Genomic DNA, 23,109 nt, shown 5'->3' with positions numbered 1-23,109 from the left:
ATATGACAAAGGGGGATGTCCCGTGCAATTTCGGTTGACGGAAGAACAAGAAATGATGCGGCAAATGGTGCGCGAGTTCGCGGCGGCAGAGATCGCCCCGTTTGTCGAGCGCATGGAACAAGGGGAGTTTCCGCGCCCGATTTTATCGAAAATGGCCGAACTCGGCCTGATGGGCATCACTGTCCCGGAGCAGTATGGCGGCGCGGGCATGGATTTTATTTCGTACATCATCGCCATTCATGAAATTTCCAAAGTGAGCCCGACGGTCGGTGTCATTTTATCGGTGCACACGTCAGTCGGCACAAACCCGATTTTGTATTTCGGCACGGAAGACCAGAAACGAAAATACGTGACGAAACTGGCTCGCGGCGACTATTTAGGGGCGTTTTGTCTCACCGAACCGAGCGCCGGCTCGGATGCGAAAAGCGTAAAAACGAGAGCGGTGCGCCGCGGCGATCATTATATCCTGAACGGTTCAAAAATATTTATCACCAATGGGGGGGAGGCGGACACATACATCGTGTTCGCCCGCACGAATCCGGAGGAAAGCGGCAGCCGCGGCATTTCCGCGTTTATCGTTGAAAAAGGAACGCCGGGGATGGCGATCGGCAAAGATGAAAAGAAAATGGGGCTGCACGGCTCGCGGACGGTAACCATCACGTTTGAAGACGCTGAAGTGCCGGCGGAAAACTTGCTCGGTCAAGAAGGGGAAGGATTTACAATCGCGATGGCCAACCTTGATGTCGGCCGGATCGGCATCGCCGCCCAAGCGCTCGGCATCGCGGAAGCCGCGATCGAACATGCGGCGGAGTACGCAAAAGGACGAATCCAATTCGGCAAACCGATCGCCGAGCAGCAAGGCATTGCCTTTAAGCTTGCCGATATGGCGACGGCGGCGGAAGCGGCGAAATGGCTCGTCTACCGCGCCGCTTGGCTGCGCGCCCAAGGCTTGCCGTGCGGAAAAGAGGCGGCGATGGCGAAGCTTTTCGCTTCACAAACGGCGATGGACAATGCCATCGAGGCGGTGCAAATTTTCGGCGGCAACGGCTACACGAAAGACTATCCCGTCGAGCGGCTGTTCCGCGATGCGAAAATTACACAAATTTACGAAGGAACGAGCGAGATCCAGCGCATCGTCATCAGCAAACACCTGACCAAGCCATAACGACCGCCGGGGGACGAGGATTTGGCATAGATTCAGAAACGGGGGAATGAAACGATGAACTTTCAATTGAGCGAAGAACATGAAATGCTGCGAAAAATGGTGCGCGAATTTGCCGAAAACGAAGTGGCGCCAACCGCCGCTGAGCGTGACGAAGAGGAGCGGTTTGACCGCGGCATTTTCAACAAAATGGCTGAACTCGGTTTAACAGGCATTCCGTGGCCGGAAGAATACGGCGGCATCGGTAGCGATTATTTGGCCTATGTCATCGCCGTTGAGGAGCTGTCGCGCGTCTGCGCCTCGACCGGGGTGACGCTTTCCGCCCATATTTCGCTCGCCAGCTGGCCGATTTACAAGTTCGGCACGGAAGAGCAAAAGCAGAAGTATTTGCGCGCTTTGGCGACCGGAGAAAAACTCGGGGCATACGGACTATCCGAGCCGGGGGCGGGGTCGGATGTCGCCTCGATGAAAACGCGCGCCATCAAAGACGGCGACCATTACGTGATAAACGGGTCGAAAGTGTGGATCACGAACGGGGGTGAGGCGGAAATTTACGTCGTCTTTGCTGTCACCGATCCGGAAAAACGGCATAAAGGGATCAGCGCTTTTATCGTTGAAAAAGGGACACCGGGCTTTTCGATCGGCAAAAAAGAAAAGAAACTCGGCATCCGTTCATCGCCGACGACGGAACTCATTTTTGAAGACTGCCGCATCCCGAAAGAAAACTTGCTTGGCCAAGAGGGAGAAGGGTTTAAAATCGCCATGATGACGTTAGACGGCGGCCGCAACGGCATCGCCGCCCAAGCGGTCGGCATCGCTCAAGGAGCGCTCGATGCCGCCATTGACTACGCGAAACAGCGCGTCCAGTTCGGCAAGCCGATCGCCGAGCAGCAAGGCGTCGCCTTTAAGCTCGCCGACATGGCCACCGCCATTGAAGCCGCACGGCTTTTGACATACCAAGCGGCATGGCTCGAGTCAAACGGTTTGCCGTACGGCAAAGCATCGGCGATGGCGAAACTGTTTGCCGGCGACACGGCGATGAAAGTGACGGTCGAAGCAGTGCAAATTTTCGGTGGCAACGGCTATACGAAAGACTATCCGGTTGAGCGGTTTATGCGTGACGCGAAAATTACGCAAATTTACGAAGGAACGCAAGAAATCCAGCGCCTTGTCATTTCGCGCATGTTGACGCGCGGTTAAACGCCGCGCGGCGGCCGACTTTAGGCGGGGCGCCGCCCCGCCGTCAACAAGAACGGGGCAAGAGGAGTCGCGCAGGTAACCGAACCAAGACGATCTGAGTAGGTAGGTCGACAGAGAACGGGGGAGAGGAGTCGCGAATGAAAAAACGGGAAGTGATCGCATCGGTCAAAGATGAAAAGCTTGTCAAAAAGCGGCGCAACGAAATGATCAAGGGCGCCATTTCTTTGATTAAACAAAAAGGGTTTCACCAAACGACAACGAGAGAGATTGCCAAGGCATCGGGGTTCAGCATCGGCACGCTCTATGAGTACATCCGCAAAAAAGAAGACGTCCTCTACTTGGTGTGCGACCGCATTTACGATGAGGTGCGGGAGCGGACGGAGCAAGATATCGGCGCCCATCATGGCACGATTGAAGGGCTGTGGCGGGCCATCGCTCATTATTTTCGGGTTGTCGATGAGCTTGACGATGAAGTGTTGGTCATGTATCAAGAAGTGAAAGCGCTAAGCAAAGAGTCGCTCCCGTATGTGCTTAATAAAGAGCTGGAGATGACGGCCATTTTCGAGCGGATTTTGCGCACATGTGTGGAAAGCGGGGCGTTGGCGCTTTCCGAGAGCGAGGTTCGCCTTTTTGCTCACAATATCATCGTGCTTGGGCAAATGTGGGCGTTCCGTCGCTGGGCGCTGCGAAAAATGTATACGCTCGATGAATATATTGAATGGCAGACGGAGTTTTTGCTGAAGGGGATTATGGAGAAACAGCGGGTATAACAAAGGGGGAGAGACGATGGCGCACATTTATCGTTTAAAACATTCCGTTCGTTTGGTGACAGCATCAAGTTTGTTTGACGGTCATGATGCTACCATCAATATTATGCGTCGACTTTTGCAGGCGAGCGGAGCTGAAGTCATTCATTTAGGCCACAATCGCTCCGTCGAGGAAATTGTTAACGCAGCCATTCAGGAAGATGTCCAAGGGATTGCTGTTTCCTCATACCAAGGTGGTCATATGGAATTTTTTAAGTATATGTATGATTTGCTGCAAGAAAAAGGTGCCCCTCATATTCGCATTTACGGTGGTGGAGGCGGCGTCATCATTCCACGTGAAATCAAAGAATTGCATGAGTACGGGATTGCTCATATTTTTTCGCCGGAAGATGGCAGGAACCTCGGTTTGCAAGGCATGGTTAACCTTATACTGGAAGGATGCGACTTTCCGACCGTGACAGCGCTGACTGATGAACTCGAGCGGCTCCCGTCCGGCGATGTGCAGGCGGTCGCCCGGCTGATTACGCTGTGCGAATATCGCGCTGAGGCGGATCACAGCGAAGCGGCTGCGGCGGCGGAAGCGGCCTTAGCGCAAGTCAAAACCATGGAAAAGCGCGTCCCTGTGCTCGGCATTACCGGCACGGGCGGGGCGGGGAAAAGCTCGCTCACCGATGAGCTCGTCCGCCGTTTTTTAAATGAAATCCCCGCTATCAAAATCGCGATCTTATCCGTCGATCCGACGAAGCAAAAAACGGGCGGGGCGCTGTTGGGCGACCGCATCCGGATGAATGCGATCAACTCGCCGCGCGTTTATATGCGCAGCCTAGCTACTCGTCGGTCTCGTTCTGAGCTGTCGCCGGCGATTCGCGATGCGATTTCCGTCGTCAAAGCGGCCGGATTTGATCTTGTCATCATTGAAACGAGCGGGATCGGCCAAGGCGACGCCGCCATTACCGACGTGTGCGACGTGTCGATGTACGTCATGACAAGCGAGTTCGGCGCCCCGACGCAGTTGGAGAAAATCGACATGATCGATTATGCGGATTTGATCGTCGTTAACAAGTTTGAGCGCAAAGGGTCGGAAGATGCAAAACGGCAAGTGCAAAAGCAATATCAGCGCAGCCATCAACTGTTTGACCGCGACGTTTCGGAAATGCCGGTGTACGGCACGATCGCCAGCCAGTTTAACGATCCGGGCACGAATACGCTCTTTGTCGCGCTCATTGACACGATTAACCGGAAAACAGAGACGAACTGGAAGACCAGCATGAAAACGGTCGCCAACGTCGAAAAGCATAATGTCATCATTCCGAACGAACGCCGCTACTATTTGCGTGAAATCGCGGAGACGGTCCGCTCGTACCACCGTCGCGCCGAGCAGCAAGTCGAAGTGGCAAGACGCCTGTTTCAAGTGGAAGGGGCCATCGAAGCGGCGAAAGAACGGGGCGAAGCGGAAGACGTCATCCGCCCGCTCGAGGCGCTGAAAGCCGATTATGAGGCCAAGTTGACGCCGGAATCGAAACACATTTTGGCGACGTGGGAAGAAACGAAAGCGAAATATGCGGCCAAACAATTTGTCACGAAAGTGCGCGACAAAGAAATTGTCACCGAACTGACGACGAAAACGTTGTCCGGCTTGGACATTCCGAAAGTCGTCTTGCCGAAATTCAAAGACTACGGGGAAATTTTGCGCTGGGTGTATAAAGAAAACGTCCCGGGTTCGTTTCCGTACACGGCCGGCGTCTTTCCGTTCAAGCGCCAAGGCGAAGATCCGAAACGGCAATTTGCCGGCGAAGGGACGCCGGAGCGCACGAACCGCCGCTTCCATTACTTGTGCAAAGAAGACAAGGCGAAGCGGCTCAGCACGGCGTTTGACTCGGTGACGCTCTACGGCGAAGACCCGGACTACCGGCCGGACATTTTCGGCAAAGTCGGGGAAAGCGGCGTCAGTGTCTGTACGCTTGATGATATGAAAAAACTGTACAAAGGGTTTGATTTGTGCGATCCGCTTACCTCGGTATCGATGACGATCAACGGCCCGGCTCCGATTTTGCTGGCGATGTTTATGAATACGGCGATCGACCAGCAAGTCGAGAAAAAAGAAGCCGAGCTCGGCCGCCCGCTTACGCCAGAGGAGTACGAACAAGTGAAGGAATGGACGCTGCAAACGGTGCGCGGCACGGTGCAAGCCGATATTTTGAAGGAAGATCAAGGGCAAAACACGTGCATTTTTTCCACCGACTTTGCCTTGAAGATGATGGGCGACATTCAAGAATATTTCATTCAGCACCGCGTCCGCAACTATTACTCGGTGTCGATTTCCGGCTACCATATCGCCGAGGCGGGGGCGAACCCGATCACGCAGCTGGCGTTTACGCTTGCCAACGGCTTTACGTACGTCGAGTATTACTTGAGCCGCGGCATGCACATTGACGATTTCGCGCCGAACTTGTCATTTTTCTTCAGCAACGGCCTTGATCCGGAATACTCGGTCATCGGCCGCGTGGCGCGCCGCATTTGGGCGGTTGCGATGCGCGACAAATACGGGGCGAATGAACGAAGCCAAAAATTGAAATACCATATCCAAACGTCCGGCCGTTCGCTGCACGCGCAGGAGATTGACTTCAACGACATTCGCACGACCTTGCAGGCGCTGTTGGCGATTTATGACAACTGCAACTCGCTGCATACGAACGCCTATGATGAAGCGATCACCACACCGACCGAAGAGTCGGTCCGTCGGGCGATGGCGATCCAACTCATTATCACGAAAGAATTCGGCTTAGCGAAAAACGAAAACCCGCTGCAAGGCTCATTCATTATTGAGGAGCTCACCGACTTGGTCGAAGAGGCGGTGTTGCAAGAGTTTGAACGGCTCAACGACCGCGGCGGCGTGCTCGGAGCGATGGAAATGCAGTATCAGCGCGGCAAAATCCAAGACGAATCCCTTTACTATGAAACGAAGAAACATAGCGGCGAACTGCCGATCATCGGCGTCAACACGTTCTTGAACCCGAATCCGCCGTCGGAAGAGGAGCTGAACAACATCCAGCTCGCCCGGGCGACGTATGAAGAAAAAGAGACGCAAATCCGCAACTTGCGCGAATTCCAAGAGCGGAACAAAGACAAAGCCGGCCCAGCGCTCGAGCGCTTAAAACAAGTGGCCGTGAGCGGCGGCAACATTTTCGAGGAATTGATGGAAACGGTGAAAGTCGCCAGCCTTGGACAAATCACCCGCGCCTTGTACGAAGTCGGCGGACAATATCGACGGAATATGTAATTCCAGCGCGTTTCACCGTGTTCCGCTTTCGTTGGGCGCCCTCGATCACGACCCGTTGCACTTTAGGTCTTAGAACGATCGGCAGCAGCTGTTGGCGTACCGGCCGGGAGCGAAACGGGCAGAACGCGGATGGGGCCAAGACGAATGAGATTCGTAAGGAAAAAGCGAAGCGGTGTGACCAAACAGACGCGGACGCAACGAATATGTCAGAAGGAGGGCCGCCCTCGCCGCACGGTGGCCCTCTTTCGCTTTTTTCGGCAAATGGGTAGCATAAACCCCGACAATTTGTTTATAATGAATGGTATGTATTCCACACTTGCATTCATTGGTTTTATTATATAGAAGGGGAGTGCTGAATTTGAGCCTGCAGCAGCAATACTCGCCAGAGGAATTGCAGGAAATGTCGTTCGTCGAATTGGCGAACCTCATTTTGCTTGACAAGCGGGAGGCGCTGCCATTCGATCAGCTCGTCCGCGAGGTGGCGGCGTTGGTCGGCCGATCAGAGGAAGAGATGGCGGAGCGGCTTGCCCAATATTATACGGATTTAAATATCGACGGACGGTTTATTTGCGTCGGGGAGAACGCTTGGGGACTGCGCGCATGGTATCCGTTCGATCAGACGGAGGACGAGACAGTGACGATCGTCAAGCCGAAGAAGAAGAAAAAAGCGCTTGGTGATGAATACGATGACTACGATGGGTTGCTTGACGAAGAAGTTCTCGATTACGACGATTTGGATGAATACGAGGACGAAGAGCTGGAGCTCGATGAGGATGAGCTGCTCGAGGATGAAGAGTTTGACCTTGATGAAGATGTCGGGTTTGACGATGACATTCTCGGCGACGAAGAGTTTGAGCTCGACGATGAGCCGCTCGATGAAGAGCTCGATCTCGAAGAGACAGAAGAAGACGAATAATCGCTTGACTTTGCCGGACGAAGCCGGTACAATGTGTGTTGGGCTCTTGAAAACGCACGGATGGATCGCTCCCTTACGGATGTAAGCGGAGCGTTTTTTATTTGCAGCTTTCGCAAACACTGAAACTGTCATGGTAATTTCGGCAAGGGGGAAGACAAAATGACGAAGTACATTTTTGTGACCGGCGGCGTCGTTTCCTCGCTCGGAAAAGGGATCACGGCGGCATCGCTCGGGCGGCTGTTGAAAAACCGCGGCCTGAACGTGACGATCCAAAAGTTTGACCCGTACATCAACGTCGACCCAGGGACGATGAGCCCGTACCAGCACGGTGAGGTGTTCGTCACCGACGACGGTGCGGAGACAGACTTGGATTTAGGGCATTATGAACGGTTTATCGATATTAATTTGAACAAATATAGCAACGTCACGACCGGGAAAATTTATTCCGCCGTCATCCGCAAAGAGCGGCGCGGCGACTACCTAGGCGGCACGGTGCAAGTCATTCCGCACATTACCAACGAGATCAAAGAACGCGTTTTCCGTGCCGGACGAGAAACGAACGCGGATGTCGTCATTACGGAAATCGGCGGCACGGTCGGCGACATCGAATCGCTCCCGTTTTTAGAGGCGATTCGCCAGATCAAAAGCGACGTCGGCCGCGAAAACGTCATGTACATCCACTGCACGCTCGTGCCGTACATCAAGGCGGCCGGGGAAATGAAAACGAAGCCGACGCAGCATAGCGTCAAAGAATTGCGCAGCCTCGGCATCCAGCCGAACGTCATCGTCGTGCGCACGGAAATGCCGATGCCGCAAGAAATGAAAGACAAAATCGCCCTCTTTTGCGACATCGATCCAAAAGCGGTCATTGAAGCGCGCGATGCCGACACGCTGTATGCGGTGCCGCTCATGCTGCAGGAGCAAAAGCTCGACCAAATCGTGTGCGAACATTTGCGCCTCAACTGCCGTGAAGCGGACATGACCGAATGGAAAGCGCTCGTGGAGAAAGTGCGCAACTTATCGAAAACGACGAAAATCGCCCTCGTCGGCAAATACGTCGAGCTTCCGGACGCCTATATTTCGGTTGTTGAGGCGCTCCGTCATGCGGGGTATGCGTTTGACACCGACATCGATATTCAGTGGATCAATGCCGAGCATGTGACGCGGGACAATGTGGCCGATCTGTTGAAAGAAGCGGACGGCATTTTAGTTCCGGGTGGGTTTGGCGATCGCGGGGTTGAAGGGAAAATGGAGGCGATTCGCTACGCCCGCGAGCAGCGCGTGCCGTTTTTCGGCATTTGCTTAGGAATGCAGCTCGCGTCGATCGAATTTGCCCGGAATGTCGTCGGCCTCTCCGGCGCTCATTCCTCCGAATTTGATGCCAACACGCCGCATCCGATCATCGACTTGCTTCCGGAACAAAAAGATGTCGAGGACATGGGCGGCACGCTCCGGCTCGGCTTGTATCCATGCAAGCTGCAGGAAGGTACGCTTGCTTATGCGGCTTACGGCGACAAGGTCGTTTACGAGCGCCATCGCCATCGGTATGAGTTCAATAATCAATACCGTTCGATCATGGAAGAGCACGGGTTTGTTTTCTCCGGCACGAGCCCGGACGGCCGGTTGGTCGAGGTGATCGAGCTGAAAGACCATCCTTGGTTCGTCGCTGCGCAGTTTCACCCGGAGTTCACCTCGCGCCCGACGCGGCCGCAGCCGCTGTTCCGCGAGTTTGTCAGAGCGTCGCTGAAACAATGACGAAAACGGAGCTGTCCCAAAAAGCCACCGAACGGCCTTTTTGGGTTCAGCTCCCTTTCTTTTTTTAGCACGATGCCCGTTGACTGAGGAAGCTGGTGATTGCATCGTGGATACAGCTTTACCATGTCATTTCTCCAGTCGAAAAACTTTGTTGCACCGGTTCTGTTTTTCACTCATTCTCCCGTTGCTGAAGGGAATGAGCGGTTTTTCCCCAGCCTCTTAGAAGGCCGGTGAAAAACCGCTGTCACACCAATTGGGGGCATTCTCATTCCAAAAAGAAAGCTGATTCTGTGAGGTTTCTCTCATTGAGAAATGGGTGGAACTCAGCAGTATTTTTCCTTAAATCACCAACCTTTTAGAGGTCGGTGATTTAAGGGAGCCAGCCGCTTATCAAGCCCGTTTTTCAAATAGAAAAGCCTCGTCGCATCAGGATCACCTTTCAAACGATCCCCCATTGCTCAAAAGAAACAACCATTTTTCCCCATCCGCTTAGGTGCGGCTTTTCTTCCTTTTTCCTTCAGCCGACGGGAGAGCGCTCATTTTGGATGGCGAGCGTTATTCATATTCCGATAAAATTTCATCGAGCAACACGCGCAGCCCGTAGTAGACGAAGGAAGCGGTGATGATCGTCGGCATGCCGATGCGGCGGCCGTCTTCGGTCGGCACGAGCGGACGGGAAAGTTTGCTGTCGATAAAGACGGTAGCTATATCGGCCAGTCCGGGGTCATCCTTGACGAGCGCCGCGACGGCCACTGCATCGACGCCGTGTGCCTGCAGCTGTTCGACGAGGCGAATGGCCTCACAATCATTGGAAAAGCGAGCGAAGAGAAGCGCGCGATCCGTTTCCCGCCAATCACTGGTTGCCGTCGGTTCCATCCGTTTGGCTTTCGGCAACGGATCAGGGCCAAGAAGCGCGGTGGCGGCGACCGCATCGAGTTCACCGCTGCCATACAGCCAAATGCGTCCATCGCCGATAGCGGCCTGGGCGAGCAGACGCGCCCCGTCTTCGATGGCCGGTTCCTCGTCAGCCGCGATTTTTTGCAGCAGTCCGATCGTTTGGGTCGTCAAAATTTTCATTGTTCGGCCTCCTTTCGCCGTTATTATACAAAACATGCAAATGTCAAGAAAAGCAGGCAGGAAATACGTTCGGGAAATGCGAAAGATTAATAGAAAGAACAAAAGAATAGAGGTGCATAGCGGTGGAAAGCAAAATCTTAATTGTTGATGACCAATACGGCATCCGCATTTTGTTAAACGAAGTGTTTCAGCGGGAAGGATATGCGACCTATCAGGCCGCCAACGGCATGCAGGCGCTCGAAATCGCTCGCAAGCATCGCCCCGATTTAGTGCTTTTGGACATGAAAATTCCCGGCATGGATGGCATTGAGATTTTAAAGCGGCTCAAAGACATCGACCCTGATATGAAAGTGATCATCATGACCGCCTATGGCGAGCTGGATATGATTCAAGAAACGAAAGAGCTCGGAGCGCTGATGCATTTTGCCAAGCCGTTTGACATCGATGATTTGCGCGCGGCGGTCAAAAAATGCTTGGCGCTGTAAAGAGAGGCTTCGCGGGCTGCCAGCTGCCGGGCTCCGAATGGAAATGTTGCTGTTTTGCCGGCAAGTTGGTATGCTTATAACGTAGATGCCCTTTGCGCCTGCCGGTTCACGTTCCGCTTAGGTGGCAAGGGCGATGATCAGCGAAGGAGGATAGAACCATGCCGTTAGTATCAATGAAGGAGATGCTCAACGACGCGCTGCGCGGCAAATACGCGGTCGGCCAGTTCAACATTAACAACTTGGAATGGACGCAAGCCATTCTAGCGGCGGCCGAAGAAGAAAAATCGCCGGTCATTCTCGGCGTTTCCGAAGGAGCGGCCCGCTACATGAGCGGGTTTAAAACGGTTGTCAACATGGTGAAAGGCTTGATGGAAGACATGAACATCACAGTTCCGGTCGCCATTCACCTAGACCATGGCTCGAGTTTTGAAAAATGCAAAGCAGCCATCGACGCTGGATTCACCTCGGTCATGATTGACGCCTCTCATCATCCGTTTGAGGAAAACGTCCGCATCACCTCGCAAGTCGTCGAATATGCCCATGCGCGCGGCGTGTCGGTTGAAGCCGAGCTCGGCATCGTCGGCGGGCAGGAAGATGATGTCGTCGGCGAAGGGATTATTTACGCCGACCCGAAAGAATGTGAAGAGCTTGTCAAACGGACGGGCATCGACTGTCTCGCTCCGGCTCTCGGCTCGGTGCATGGCCCGTACAAAGGGGAACCGAAGCTCGGATTTGCCGAAATGGAACAAATCCGCGACCTGACCGGCGTCCCGCTCGTGCTCCACGGCGGCACCGGCATTCCGACCGAACAAATTCAGCGCGCCATTTCCCTTGGTACATCGAAAATCAACGTCAATACCGAAAACCAAATGGCGTTCACGAAAGTCGTCCGCGAGCTGCTCGCTAGCGACCCGAACGTTTACGACCCGCGCAAAATCATCGGTCCGGGCCGCGATGCCATCAAAGCGACGGTCATTGGCAAAATGCGCGAGTTCGGCTCGTCTGGCAAAGCGGCGCAATAACCTTGTCCGACCGGCGGGTTCGCCCGCCGCTTGGACTGGCCTGCTTGTTTCCGTCTCATCATGAACGAAGGAGGGTCCGCCATGAAATTTTTCATTGATACGGCCAATTTGGAAGAAATTAAACATGCTCATGAACTCGGGATTTTGGCTGGGGTGACGACCAATCCGAGCCTTGTGGCAAAGGAAAACGTGTCATTCCACGAGCGGCTCCGCGAAATTACATCGATCGTTTCCGGTTCGGTCAGCGCCGAAGTCATCTCGACCGATGCGGCCGGCATGATCGAAGAGGGCGAGGAGTTGGCCAAAATCGCCCCGAACATCACGATTAAAGTGCCGATGACGCCGGAAGGGCTAAAGGCGGTGAAAACATTCAGCGAAAAAGGCATCAAAACGAACGTTACGCTCGTGTTTACCGCCAACCAAGCACTGCTGGCTGCGCGCGCTGGCGCCACCTACGTCTCGCCGTTTCTCGGTCGCCTCGACGACATCGGCCACAACGGCTTGGAGCTCATTTCCACCATCGCTGACATTTTCAACATTCACGGCATTGAGACGGAGATCATCGCCGCTTCGATTCGCCATCCGCACCATGTGACAGAGGCCGCGCTGCGCGGAGCGCATATCGCCACCGTGCCGTACAAAGTGCTGATGCAGCTGTTCCACCATCCGCTGACCGATCAAGGGATCGAGAAGTTTCTTGCCGACTGGAATCGGAAACAATAACAGGAAAGCCATTCGTTTTCCCGGTGAAGCGGGCCCGCCTTTTTTGCCTTGCGCTGGGCGTTCGGCCCGCCGCGCCGCATTCTCGGCCTGCAAAGGAAGCCAACTTCTGTGCAAAGAAGGGAGACGACGATGGATAAAATCAAAATCATCGGCGGGGAGCGGCTGCGCGGGACGATCAAAGTGAGCGGCGCAAAAAACAGCGCCGTCGCCTTGATTCCGGCCGCGATTTTGGCCGAGTCGCCGGTGACGATCGAGGGATTGCCGGATATTTCCGATGTGCGCATTTTAGGAAGCTTAATCGAAGAAATCGGCGGGGCGTTTTCATTTGACGGCAAAGAGGCGGTCATCGACCCGACGGATATGGTGTCCATGCCGCTCCCCAACGGGAAAGTAAAAAAACTGCGCGCCTCGTACTATTTGATGGGAGCGATGCTCGGCCGCTTCAAAAAAGCGGTCGTCGGCTTGCCGGGCGGCTGCCACCTTGGACCGCGCCCGATCGATCAACATATTAAAGGGTTTGAGGCGCTCGGCGCCACGGTGACGAACGAGCAGGGCGCGATTTATTTGCGCGCCGAGGAGCTGCGCGGGGCCCGCATTTTTTTGGACGTCGTCAGCGTCGGGGCAACGATCAACATCATGCTGGCGGCGGTGCGCGCCAAAGGGCGGACGATCATTGAAAATGCGGCGAAAGAGCCGGAAATCATCGATGTGGCGACATTGCTGTCGAACATGGGCGCGAAAATCAAAGGAGCCGGCACCGATGTCATTCGCATTGACGGCGTCGAAAAATTATCGGGCTGCCGACACGCCATCATTCCGGACCGGATCGAAGCCGGAACGTATATGATTGCCGCTGCGGCCACTGGCGGCGAGGTCATCGTTGATAACGTCATCCCTCAGCACGTTGAGTCGCTGACGGCGAAATTGCGCGAAATGGGCGTGCGCGTCGAGACGGGCGAAGATCAGATTTTGGTCGCCGGCACCGAGGTTTTGAAAGCGGTTGACGTCAAGACGCTCGTCTATCCAGGGTTTCCGACCGATTTGCAGCAGCCGTTTACCGCATTGCTGACAAAGGCGAACGGGACAAGCGTCGTCACCGATACGATTTACAGCGCCCGCTTCAAGCATATCGACGAGTTGCGGCGCATGAACGCCAACGTCAAAGTCGAAGGCCGCTCGGCCATTGTCACCGGCCCGGTCAAGCTGCAAGGGGCAAAGGTGAAAGCGAGCGATTTGCGCGCCGGGGCAGCGCTTGTCATCGCCGGGATGATGGCGGAGGGGATGACGGAAATCACTGGCGTTGAGCATATCGACCGCGGCTACAGCGGCTTGGTGGAAAAACTGTCCGACATCGGCGCTGTCATTTGGCGCGAAAAAATGACTGATGAAGAAGTGGAACAAGTGAAAAACGCGTAACACCAAGGGCAAAGGGGAAGGGGAGAACAACGATGGAGCGAAGCTTGTCAATGGAACTCGTGCGCGTCACCGAGGCGGCGGCGCTGGCCGCCGCTCGCTGGATGGGGCGCGGGAAAAAAAATGAAGCCGACGAGGCGGCGACATCGGCCATGCGCGACGTATTTGACACCGTGCCGATGAAAGGGACGGTCGTCATCGGGGAAGGAGAAATGGACGAGGCGCCGATGTTGTACATCGGGGAAAAACTTGGCAACGGCTACGGTCCGCGTGTTGATGTCGCGGTTGACCCATTGGAAGGGACAAACATCGTCGCCTCAGGGGGATGGAACGCCTTGGCGGTCGTCGCCGTCGCTGATCACGGTCATCTGCTTCACGCCCCGGACATGTACATGGAAAAAATCGCGGTCGGCCCGGAAGCGGTCGGGATGATCGACATCGAAGCGCCGATCATTGACAATTTAAAAGCAGTAGCGAAAGCGAAAAATAAAGACATTGAAGACGTCGTTGCCGTTGTTCTCAATCGCCCGCGCCACGAGCGTCTCATCCACGAGCTGCGCGAGGCCGGCGCCCGCATCAAGCTCATCAATGACGGTGACGTCGCTGCTGCCATCAATACGGCGTTTGACCATACCGGCGTCGATATTTTGTTCGGCTCCGGCGGCGCGCCGGAAGGGGTGCTTGCGGCCGTCGCGCTGAAATGCCTTGGCGGCGAGCTGCAAGGGAAACTGCTGCCGCAAAATGATGCCGAACTTGAGCGGTGCAAACAAATGGGGATCGACGTCAACAAAGTGCTGCGCATGGACGACCTCGTGAAAGGGGACGACGCGATTTTTGCCGCCACCGGTGTCACCGACGGGGAACTGCTGCGCGGCGTGCAGCTGAAGGGAGCATACGGCCTCACCCACTCGGTCGTCATGCGCGCCAAGTCGGGCACCGTTCGCTTCATCGAAGGGCGGCATAGCTTGAAGAAAAAGCCGAATTTGGTCATTAAGTGACCTGCCTTCCATCTCGGCTTGACGGCGGCGCCGGCCCCTCGCGCCGCGCCCCGCCGAAAAAAACAAAAAAAGATTGATTAAAAGGGAGAAAAAGGGGTAAAATAGTCGTGTTGCCTGTGCAAAAATAAGCTCTGCCATTCTACTTTCCTTTTATTCAGCCTTCATTATCTTCGAAACGAATGATCCCTTCGCCCGTGGAAATTGATGATCGATATATCCGAATGCGCACGATGGGAGAATAGGAAACTTTGCAAAGCGTGGTGTCGAGATGGAACTAACGTTAGCGGCCTTAGAAAACATGAAATTAAAAGAGCTGTATGAGCTCGCCAAACAGTACAAAATATCATACTATAGCAAGTTGACGAAAAAAGAGCTTATTTTTGCCATTTTGAAAGCGCGTGCCGAACAAGACGGCCTCTCTTTCATGGAAGGCGTTCTCGAAATCATACCGTCCGAAGGGTTTGGCTTTTTGCGGCCTGTCGGTTATTCCCCGAGCTCGGAAGACATTTACATTTCCGCTTCCCAGATTCGCCGTTTTGATTTGCGCAACGGGGATAAAGTGTCTGGAAAAGTGCGACCACCAAAGGAAAATGAGCGCTACTTCGGCTTGCTTCACGTCGAGGCGGTCAACGGCGAGGATCCAGAGATCGCCAAGGAACGCGTTCACTTTCCGGCGCTGACCCCGTTATATCCAAACCGGCAAATGAAATTGGAGACGACCCCGGACAAGCTGTCGACCCGCATCATTGATTTGATCGCCCCGGTCGGTTTTGGCCAGCGCGGATTGATCGTCGCGCCGCCCAAAGCTGGGAAAACGATGCTGCTAAAGGAAATTGCCAACAGCATCACGACCAATCATCCGGATGTCGAACTCATCGTTCTCCTCATTGATGAACGGCCGGAAGAGGTGACCGACATTGAGCGGTCGGTGCAAGGCGAAGTGGTTAGCTCGACGTTTGACGAAGTGCCGGAAAACCATATCCGCGTGGCGGAGCTCGTTTTGGAGCGGGCGATGCGGCTAGTCGAACATAAGCGCGATGTCGTGATTTTGATGGACAGCATCACGCGCCTCGCCCGGGCGTACAACCTCGTCATTCCGCCGAGCGGCCGCACGCTGTCGGGCGGGATTGATCCGGCGGCGTTTCACCGGCCGAAGCGGTTTTTCGGCGCGGCGCGCAACATTGAGGAAGGCGGCAGCCTCACGATTTTGGCAACGGCTCTCATCGACACCGGATCGCGCATGGACGATGTCATTTACGAAGAGTTTAAAGGCACCGGCAACATGGAGCTGCACCTCGATCGGTCGCTCGCCGAGCGCCGCATTTTCCCGGCGATCGACATTCGCCGCTCGGGAACGCGCAAAGAGGAGCTGCTCATTCCGAAAGAGCATTTGGACAAATTGTGGGCGATCCGCAAAACGATGGCTGATTCGCCGGACTTTATTGAGCGGTTTTTGAACAAGCTGCGCCGCACAAAGTCCAACGAAGAGTTTTTCGCCTTGCTCGATCAAGAGTGGAAAAACGGAGGTCCACTCCGCATTTAAGGAGGCCCAACACAAGCGGGCGGCGCGGTCAGGACGAGGTCTGGCTCTTGGTTGGCGCCGGCGCGTTTCGCCTCGCTCCGTTGCCGCCGCGGCTCAGCGGGGTTTCCTGTATTTGTCGGGATTTGCCCGTTGCAAAACCTCAGAAAAGCTGTTATAATCTTGTCATGTGTGTTTCGATTGGGCCATCACAAGGTTGTACGTAAAACGGTCTTTGTCGGCCGCGGGCGTCTGTGGATGCGCTCCGGCCGTTCTGAACGCAGCGCTTCCCCGGCTAGGCGGAAGCGCCCCACGAATGAATCACTCTGTTTCGACGAGATCCAGGGCGGAAGGAGATGAAAACGATGAAACAAGGGATCCATCCAGCGTACAAAAAAGTCATCGTCCGCTGCGCATGCGGCAACGAATTCGAAAGCGGTTCGGTCAAAGACGAACTGCGCGTGGAGATTTGCTCGGAGTGCCATCCGTTCTTCACGGGCAAACAAAAATTCGTCACCGCCGCGGGCCGCGTGGACAAATTCAATAAAAAATACGGCCTTCAATAACAAGGACGAGCGAAAGCAGGCAAGCGGACACTTGCCTGCTTTTTCGTGAGAACGGATGCCGGCGCTTGTTGCTCGCGTTTGCTTCGGCGCCCGTCTAGATGATAGTGTGGTGTGAAAGGAGAGGCCTCCATGTATGTGATGACACAGTCCGGCTGGCTGGAAGTCATTTGCGGCAGCATGTTCTCCGGCAAGTCGGAAGAATTGATTCGCCGCGTTCGCCGCGCCCAGTTCGCCAGGCAGGAAGTGAAAGTATTCAAGCCAACGATGGACAACCGTTACAGCGATGATGCGGTCGTTTCGCACAACGGCAATTCGGTGATCGCCATTCCGGTCGCGACGCCGGAGGAAATGTTCCGCTACATTACCGCCGCGACCGATGTGGTCGCCATTGACGAAGTGCAATTTTTTTCCGATGACATCATCGATGTCGTGCAAACGCTCGCCGACCGCGGGTATCGCGTCATCGCCGCTGGGCTCGACCAAGATTTCCGCGGCGAGCCGTTCGGGCCGGTGCCGACGCTGATGGCGATCGCGGAATCGGTGACGAAATTGCAGGCAGTATGCACCGTCTGCGGCTCCCCGGCCAGCCGGACGCAGCGGTTGATTAACGGTGTCCCGGCCTCTTATGATGATCCCGTCATTCTTGTCGGCGCCAGCGAAGCGTATGAGCCGCGCTGCCGCCATCACCATGAAGTGCCGGGCAAACCGCCCAAACGCCCCCACTCCTTGGCTGAGCATGCCGGTGAGTGAGACGGAAAAGTTTCATGGGCAGAGCGGTCTGCCCTCCACTCGGGGATGAAAATCGGCGTCAGTTCAGCATTTTCGTGGAAAAGTTTCATGAGCAGTGTGATTTGCCCTCCACCCAAGCATGAAAATCCGCGTCAGTTCGGCATTTTCACGGGAAACGAAGCGGTGCTGTCAAACCGGCACATGCCGGGACCATAGCGGGCGCAGATCGCGGCAAAAGCGGCCGACGCGCCTTGGCTGTCTGCCGGTGAACAAGCAGGCGAATGATGGAAGAAATATTGCCGTCGGTCATGGACATCCTAACAGCAAGGAGGCGAAATCAATGAAACGCATTGGGCTGTTAGGATGTGCTTTGCTTCTTTCCGCTTGTTCGCTGCGTCCGGATCATCCGTCGTATCGCCAGCAAAGCGAGGACAAAAACGGCGCGCGCCTCATGACGGAGGAGCGGCCGAACATCGACGCGGATCGCGACTTGTACAACCATTTTGACGACCCGGAGAAAACGCGGCAAAACCCGAATTTCATTAGTTTAACGGAAGGAAGCGAAAACCAGCGCGCCGATCTGCGCAAGGCGGTGCAACTGATTGAACGTCATACCGATGACCGCGTCGATTCCATTTGGTTTCATGGCAGCAATCTGTATGTAACGGTCGATGCGCCGGATACGCTGTCCGCTAAAGAGCGACAGCACGAAGCGCGCCGCATTGACCAGCTGTTGACCAAAGCGATTCCAACATACGAAATCATCGTCCGCGTCAACTGACAGCTCCCGCTTGCCGAAGGCGGGGGTTTTTGTTTGGCCGCGTTTCGTGGTATAATCTAAAATTAGACTGTGTGCAAAAACAGAGGTGAATCATGTGTTTGACCGGTTGGAAGCTGTCGAACAACGGTACGAAAAATTGAATGAGCTGCTGATGGACCCCGACGTCATCAACGATCCGAAAAAGTTGCGCGATTATTCGAAAGAACAAGCCGATTTGGAGGAAACGGTGCAAACATACCGGGAATACAAGTCGGTTCGCGAGCAGCTCTTGGAAGCGAAAGCGATGCTCGAAGAAAAGCTGGAACCCGAGCTGCGCGAGATGGTGAAAGAGGAAATTGCTGAGCTCGAAGAACGGGAAGAGGCGCTCGTTGACAAGCTGAAAGTACTGCTTTTGCCGAAAGACCCGAACGATGAGAAAAACGTCATCATGGAAATCCGCGCCGCCGCCGGTGGCGAAGAGGCGGCGCTGTTTGCCGGCGACTTGTACCGGATGTATACGCGCTATGCGGAATCGCAAGGGTGGAAGACGGAAGTGATCGAAGCGAGCCCGACCGGCCTCGGCGGCTATAAAGAAATCATTTTTATGATCAACGGCAAAGGGGTGTATTCCAAGCTGAAGTTTGAAAACGGCGCCCATCGCGTCCAGCGCGTCCCGGAAACGGAATCAGGCGGGCGCATCCATACGTCAACGGCAACGGTCGCCTGCCTGCCGGAGATGGAAGACATCGAAGTCGAAATCAACGAAAAAGACATTCGCGTCGACACGTTTGCCTCCAGCGGACCCGGCGGGCAAAGCGTCAACACGACGATGTCGGCCGTGCGCCTCACCCATATTCCGACCGGCATTGTCGTCACGTGCCAAGACGAAAAATCGCAAATCAAAAACAAAGAAAAAGCGATGAAAGTGTTGCGCGCCCGCATTTATGACAAATACCAGCAAGAAGCGCGCGCTGAATACGACCAAACGCGCAAGCAAGCGGTCGGCACCGGCGACCGTTCCGAGCGCATCCGCACGTACAACTTTCCGCAAAACCGCGTTACCGACCATCGCATCGGGCTGACGATCCAAAAGCTCGACCAAGTGCTCGATGGGCATTTGGATGAAATCATTGAGGCTCTTATTTTGGATGACCAAGCGAAAAAATTGGAGCAAGCGAACGATGCGTCGTAACGTGCATGAAGTCCTCGCTTGGGCTTCTTCTTTTTTGCGCGCCTACGGAAAAGAGGAGCGGGCGGCGGAGTGGCTATTGTGCCACCATTTGCGCACCGATCGGGCCGGGCTGTTCGCCCGTTGGCGCGAGCCGGTCGCGGAAGCGGTGTACGAGCGGTTCGCGGCCGATGTGCGCCGCCATGCCGTAGACCATGTACCGGTTCAATATTTGATCGGCCACGAACGGTTTTACGGACGGCCGTTCCTTGTGAACCGCCATGTGCTCATTCCGCGCCCGGAAACGGAAGAGTTGGTGCTTGGCGTCCTTGAGCGCGTGGCGCGCCTATTTGCCGGCCGCGAGCGGATCGATGTCGTCGATGTTGGTACCGGAAGCGGAGCGATCGCGGTGACGTTGGCGCTCGAGAACAAGGCGTTGTCGGTGACCGCCACCGATATTTCCGAAGCGGCGCTCGCCATTGCCGGGGAAAATGCCCGGCGGCTCGGGGCGAACGTTTCGTTTTTGCGCGGCGACTTGTTGCAGCCGCTCATCGAACAAGGGCGAACCGTCGATGTGGTCGTTTCGAATCCGCCGTACATTGCCGAGACGGACGCCGCTATGCTTTCCCCGGTGGTGAGAGACTACGAACCGCACACGGCCCTTTTCGGCGGCCGCGACGGCTTGGATTTTTACCGCCGCTTTGCCCGCGAGCTGCCATTGGTGTTGAAAGAAACGGCGCTTGCGGCTTTTGAGATTGGCGCCGGGCAAGGGGAGGCGGTGGCCGCCCTGTTGGCGACGGCGTTTCCGGAGGCGCGGGTCGAAGTGGCCTTTGATTTGAACGGCAAGGATCGAATGGTTTATATGACAAGAAAAAATTAGATTCATAGGTTTAAAACAAAGCGGCACCGTCCACAATGAATGATGAAAGGACGGTGCCAATCATGCGGATAAAAGGAAATGCGATAGCCGTATGTTTATATATGATTCTATTAGCGACAGGTGTGCTCGTTCATCTGTATGGCCAGCAGACGAACGCCGGGGCGAACGCGGCGGTCGTCATTCCCAATGACGCGATCCGCCTGCGCATTTTGGCGAACAGCGATGCCGCGCAAGACCAGGAGCTGAAACGGAAAGTGCGCGATGCGGTCAACGCGCAAATCAACGGGTGGGTGGCCGAATTGACATCGCTGGCCGAAGCGAAGCGCGTCATTCGCTCCCATTTGCCGGACATTGAACAAACCGTCGCTCGCGTCCTTCGTGATGAACGAAGCCACCAGCCGTACAAAGTGGAGTTTCGGCCGGTTCGTTTTCCGACGAAAGTGTATGGCGATTACGTATACCCAGCCGGCACGTACGAGGCGGTCTTGATTACCCTTGGGGAGGGAAAAGGGGCGAACTGGTGGTGCGTCCTGTTTCCGCCGCTTTGCTTCCTTGATTTTTCCAACGGTGATGCCGTTATGATGATGGCGAGCCAGACGCCGAATCACGGGCCGGGCCAGCCGAACGGCGAGGATGAGACGGTTCGGGAAGAAAAGGTGGAGCCGCGCGGACGGGAAACGGTTAGTTCAGCCAAGGAGGCGGCCGGGGGAGCGAGTCAAGCTGGGTCAAACGGCGACGCAGGTTCCGTTCAAACCGATGATGGCGAGGAGCGAAAGTCTTCCTTGGCTGTAACCGAGGCGGAGCAACCGGTCGAAGTGAGATTTTTCTTCAAAGAATGGTTCGACCGCCTCGTTCCGTAAAAGCGGTCACGGCCGGTGAGCGAAGAGGGGAAGAGCGTTTGAAAAGCGTTGCGGCGGCCGTGGCCTCCACCCTAGCCAGCGTTAGGTTGGGCACGCTGATGGCAGTTGTCCACATAGTTATCCACAAAAACAACAAACTTATTCACATTTTGTGTATAACTTTTACGAAAAGCCGGGAAGGGGATCTGGCAAGGAACGAAAATCGGCTTGATTTCAAAACGAACGACGGCGATGAAGAAGGTGAAACCGATTGAAAACGCGTGTTTGGGTTGTGGATAATATTGTTGATAAACAACAGTCTTATCCACAAATACGGGAAGCGGCCGAGTGGCTGCGAGTAGGAGAGGTTGTCGCGTTTCCGACTGAAACGGTGTACGGACTAGGGGCCGATGCAGCGAATACGGAGGCGGTGGAAAAAATTTTTGCCGCCAAAGGCCGGCCGAGTGACAATCCGCTCATCGTTCACGTCGCGACGATGGCGCAGGCGGAGTCCGTAGTGGCGGCGATTCCGCCGCTGGCTAGGACATTGATGGAGCGGTTTTGGCCGGGCCCGCTCACGCTCGTGTTGCCGAAACGGAAAGGAGCCGTGTCCGAGCGCGTGACTGCCGGGCTTCCGACTGTGGCGGTGCGCATGCCCGCGCATCCGTTGGCGCTCGCCTTGATCGAGGAAAGCGGGTTGGCGCTCGCCGCTCCGAGCGCCAACCGTTCCGGCCGGCCGAGCCCGACGACGGCGGCCCATGTGCTCGCCGATTTAAACGGGCGCATTGCCGGGGTGATGGACGGCGGACCTACCGGCATCGGCGTCGAATCGACGGTGCTTGACTGCAGCCAGACAGTGCCGACGATTTTACGCCCCGGCGGAGTGACGAAAGAAGCGCTCATGGAGGTGATCGGTCATGTGGCTGAAGCGGCTGGTCAAGAACATGAGCCGGGGGCACCGAAAGCGCCGGGGATGAAATACACGCACTATGCACCGAAAGCGCCGCTTTGGATCGTTGCCGGTTCGCCAGCGTTTTTGCAGCGGCTCGTTGAGGAAAGCCGGGCGGAAGGAAAAGCGGTCGGGGTGTTGACGACCGAAGAACACCGCGGACAGTATGCGGCCGATATCGTCATTTCGTGCGGGACGCGCCGGGCGCTTGAGACGGTCGCCCGTCAATTATATGATGCGCTGCGTCGGTTTGATGACGCGAATGTGGACCTGATTTACAGCGAGGCGTTTCCAGAAGAAGGAATCGGCGTCGCCTTGATGAACCGGTTGCGCAAAGCTGCCGGGGGGCGTGTCATCCATGAACAACACGAGTGAAGTTCATTTCCTTTCAAAAAAGTCATCGGGATTTTCCGGTCATCCATGAACAACAGGAGTGAAGTTCAACGGGTGCATGCGAACATCGATCGTTCGAACAGAGGTGTCATCCATGAGCAACCGGAGTGAAGCGGAAGCCGGTTCGTCTTGGCGCTCCGCCTCTCCAACCAGCCGAGTTTGGGGGGAACGAGCGAGTCGCGGCTTTTGAGGAGATCAAGGCGAAACTCGAACGACTAAAACGATTTTTTAAATCATGAGGCGCGGGGTTCCCGTTTCGCGTTCCGCTTCGGCGACAACGACGTCGGGAAGCCGCGTGTCGGGCAGCAACGCAGTCGGAATGAGAAACAGGCTGCTGGTGGGAGACGCTATATAGGAAAACGGTCGTGGGGGCTTCATCGCATTGGTGAGGCGCCCTTGTTTTTTGGCGTTAGCGCGATTGCTGCACCGGAATGACGCCCGCATGAAAGCTTCCTGGCATTGGGGGAGGTCCCTTTTAGCTCCCGCCCTATGTCTAAACCGTTTTGCG

The 23,109-nt window shown here is 55.4% G+C and carries 22 protein-coding genes; 20 read left to right on the top strand and 2 right to left on the bottom strand.

Annotated features, from left to right (window positions below):
* Positions 1-22: 22 nt before the first annotated feature.
* The 6 genes from NST29_RS17485 (at position 23) to NST29_RS17460 (ending at position 9,080) form a co-directional block, all read left to right on the top strand.
* On the top strand, positions 23-1,165 hold the full coding sequence (locus NST29_RS17485) for an acyl-CoA dehydrogenase (RefSeq protein ID WP_033021895.1): 1,143 nt from the start codon (positions 23-25) through the stop codon (positions 1,163-1,165).
* A 54-nt stretch (positions 1,166-1,219) separates the two neighbouring features.
* Entirely contained in the window at positions 1,220-2,362 is a 1,143-nt protein-coding gene (locus NST29_RS17480) for an acyl-CoA dehydrogenase (RefSeq protein WP_033021899.1), read from the top strand.
* Positions 2,363-2,499: 137 nt separating this feature from the next.
* Positions 2,500-3,132 carry a TetR/AcrR family transcriptional regulator gene (locus tag NST29_RS17475; RefSeq protein WP_033021900.1) on the top strand — a complete coding sequence of 211 codons (633 nt, stop codon included), beginning with the start codon at positions 2,500-2,502 and terminating at the stop codon, positions 3,130-3,132.
* Between the two features lie 16 nt (positions 3,133-3,148).
* Positions 3,149-6,409, top strand: coding sequence for a fused isobutyryl-CoA mutase/GTPase IcmF (icmF, locus tag NST29_RS17470; RefSeq protein WP_033021907.1), 3,261 nt, complete (start codon positions 3,149-3,151; stop codon positions 6,407-6,409).
* Positions 6,410-6,767: 358 nt separating this feature from the next.
* Positions 6,768-7,325, top strand: coding sequence for a DNA-directed RNA polymerase subunit delta (gene rpoE, locus NST29_RS17465; RefSeq protein WP_033021910.1), 558 nt, complete (start codon positions 6,768-6,770; stop codon positions 7,323-7,325).
* 159 nt (positions 7,326-7,484) lie between these two features.
* A complete protein-coding gene (locus NST29_RS17460) occupies positions 7,485-9,080 on the top strand; it encodes a CTP synthase (RefSeq protein ID WP_033021911.1) in 1,596 nt (531 codons plus the stop codon).
* A 555-nt stretch (positions 9,081-9,635) separates the two neighbouring features.
* Here the strand turns inward: NST29_RS17460 and NST29_RS17455 are convergent.
* Positions 9,636-10,157, bottom strand: coding sequence for a DUF2529 domain-containing protein (locus NST29_RS17455; RefSeq protein ID WP_033021913.1), 522 nt, complete (start codon positions 10,155-10,157; stop codon positions 9,636-9,638).
* 122 nt (positions 10,158-10,279) lie between these two features.
* Here NST29_RS17455 and NST29_RS17450 point away from each other — a divergent pair, with 122 nt between their 5' ends.
* The 14 genes from NST29_RS17450 to NST29_RS17385 all read left to right on the top strand — a co-directional run bounded on the left by NST29_RS17450 (position 10,280) and on the right by NST29_RS17385 (position 22,583).
* On the top strand, positions 10,280-10,642 hold the full coding sequence (locus tag NST29_RS17450; protein WP_033021918.1) for a response regulator: 363 nt from the start codon (positions 10,280-10,282) through the stop codon (positions 10,640-10,642).
* A 158-nt stretch (positions 10,643-10,800) separates the two neighbouring features.
* Positions 10,801-11,664 (top strand): class II fructose-bisphosphate aldolase, encoded by an 864-nt coding sequence (locus NST29_RS17445; RefSeq protein ID WP_033021920.1) that lies wholly within the window; start codon positions 10,801-10,803, stop codon positions 11,662-11,664.
* A gap of 81 nt (positions 11,665-11,745) precedes the next feature.
* Positions 11,746-12,387, top strand: a complete 642-nt coding sequence (fsa, locus tag NST29_RS17440; RefSeq protein ID WP_033020535.1) for a fructose-6-phosphate aldolase — start codon at positions 11,746-11,748, stop codon at positions 12,385-12,387.
* A 129-nt stretch (positions 12,388-12,516) separates the two neighbouring features.
* Positions 12,517-13,803, top strand: coding sequence for a UDP-N-acetylglucosamine 1-carboxyvinyltransferase (locus tag NST29_RS17435; protein WP_033020533.1), 1,287 nt, complete (start codon positions 12,517-12,519; stop codon positions 13,801-13,803).
* A gap of 32 nt (positions 13,804-13,835) precedes the next feature.
* Positions 13,836-14,798 carry a class II fructose-bisphosphatase gene (gene glpX / locus NST29_RS17430; RefSeq protein ID WP_033020531.1) on the top strand — a complete coding sequence of 321 codons (963 nt, stop codon included), beginning with the start codon at positions 13,836-13,838 and terminating at the stop codon, positions 14,796-14,798.
* 268 nt (positions 14,799-15,066) lie between these two features.
* Positions 15,067-16,341 (top strand): transcription termination factor Rho, encoded by a 1,275-nt coding sequence (rho, locus tag NST29_RS17425; RefSeq protein ID WP_033020530.1) that lies wholly within the window; start codon positions 15,067-15,069, stop codon positions 16,339-16,341.
* A gap of 341 nt (positions 16,342-16,682) precedes the next feature.
* Positions 16,683-16,883 (top strand): 50S ribosomal protein L31, encoded by a 201-nt coding sequence (gene rpmE, locus NST29_RS17420; RefSeq protein WP_033020529.1) that lies wholly within the window; start codon positions 16,683-16,685, stop codon positions 16,881-16,883.
* A 129-nt stretch (positions 16,884-17,012) separates the two neighbouring features.
* Positions 17,013-17,633 carry a thymidine kinase gene (locus NST29_RS17415; RefSeq protein ID WP_033020528.1) on the top strand — a complete coding sequence of 207 codons (621 nt, stop codon included), beginning with the start codon at positions 17,013-17,015 and terminating at the stop codon, positions 17,631-17,633.
* A 319-nt stretch (positions 17,634-17,952) separates the two neighbouring features.
* Positions 17,953-18,393, top strand: a complete 441-nt coding sequence (locus tag NST29_RS17410; RefSeq protein ID WP_033020527.1) for a hypothetical protein — start codon at positions 17,953-17,955, stop codon at positions 18,391-18,393.
* 94 nt (positions 18,394-18,487) lie between these two features.
* Positions 18,488-19,564, top strand: a complete 1,077-nt coding sequence (prfA, locus tag NST29_RS17405; protein WP_033020524.1) for a peptide chain release factor 1 — start codon at positions 18,488-18,490, stop codon at positions 19,562-19,564.
* The gene (gene prmC, locus NST29_RS17400; RefSeq protein ID WP_033020523.1) at positions 19,554-20,420 is read left to right on the top strand and encodes a peptide chain release factor N(5)-glutamine methyltransferase; all 867 of its coding nucleotides are present in this window, start codon (positions 19,554-19,556) and stop codon (positions 20,418-20,420) included. The genes prfA and prmC overlap by 11 nt, the downstream gene beginning before the upstream one ends.
* A 62-nt stretch (positions 20,421-20,482) precedes the next feature.
* Positions 20,483-21,280: a stage II sporulation protein R gene (spoIIR, locus tag NST29_RS17395; RefSeq protein ID WP_033020538.1), complete on the top strand. Its 798-nt coding sequence runs from the start codon at positions 20,483-20,485 to the stop codon at positions 21,278-21,280.
* 38 nt (positions 21,281-21,318) lie between these two features.
* A complete protein-coding gene (locus NST29_RS17390; protein WP_339232518.1) occupies positions 21,319-21,534 on the top strand; it encodes a hypothetical protein in 216 nt (71 codons plus the stop codon).
* Positions 21,531-22,583 carry an L-threonylcarbamoyladenylate synthase gene (locus NST29_RS17385; RefSeq protein WP_033020519.1) on the top strand — a complete coding sequence of 351 codons (1,053 nt, stop codon included), beginning with the start codon at positions 21,531-21,533 and terminating at the stop codon, positions 22,581-22,583. The genes NST29_RS17390 and NST29_RS17385 overlap by 4 nt, the downstream gene beginning before the upstream one ends.
* A 246-nt stretch (positions 22,584-22,829) precedes the next feature.
* Here NST29_RS17385 and NST29_RS17380 read toward each other — a convergent pair whose 3' ends face one another.
* A complete protein-coding gene (locus tag NST29_RS17380) occupies positions 22,830-23,045 on the bottom strand; it encodes a hypothetical protein (protein WP_033020518.1) in 216 nt (71 codons plus the stop codon).
* Between the last annotated feature and the right edge of the window lie 64 nt (positions 23,046-23,109).

The sequence above is a fragment of the Geobacillus sp. FSL W8-0026 genome, from assembly GCF_037966255.1.
Lineage (GTDB): Bacteria > Bacillota > Bacilli > Bacillales > Anoxybacillaceae > Geobacillus > Geobacillus icigianus.
The sequence above is the reverse complement of the archived record's forward strand: the minus strand, read 5'-3'. Positions and strand labels throughout refer to the sequence as shown.